Annotated in this window: 1 protein-coding gene; it reads right to left on the bottom strand. The window is 70.4% G+C overall.

Going from position 1 to position 402, the window contains the following annotated elements; all coding sequences use genetic code 11:
* On the bottom strand, positions 1 to 402 hold a 402-nt coding region (locus AB4Z35_RS30930; protein ID WP_442101291.1), incomplete at both ends, for a response regulator.

Here is a 402-nt window from a genome sequence, read left to right on the forward strand (position 1 = left end):
CGAATACCAGCGTGCCGCATTGCAGGCGGGGATGAGCGCGGCCACGGCTGCGGCGGATCAGGGCGAGGATGCGCGCCTCGAGTTCGGCGATGGCGAAGGGCTTGGGCAGGTAGTCGTCGGCGCCGAGGTTCAGGCCGCGCACACGTTCGTCGAGGGTGTCCTGGGCGGTCAGGATCAGCACCGGCGTGCGGTCGTCGCGGCCACGCATGGCCTTGAGCACGGCCAGGCCGTCCTTGCCGGGCAGGCGCAGGTCGAGCACCACGGCGTCGTATTCCTCGGCCATCAGCCGGGCTTCGGCCTGCAGGCCGTCCGCCACGTGCTCGATGACGAAGCCGCCCTGCTCCAGCGCGCGGGCCACCCAGCGGGCCAGTTCCACCTCATCTTCTACCAGCAGGATACGCA

The sequence above is a fragment of the Pseudomonas sp. KB_15 genome, from assembly GCF_052114525.1.
Classification (GTDB): Bacteria; Pseudomonadota; Gammaproteobacteria; order Pseudomonadales; family Pseudomonadaceae; genus Aquipseudomonas.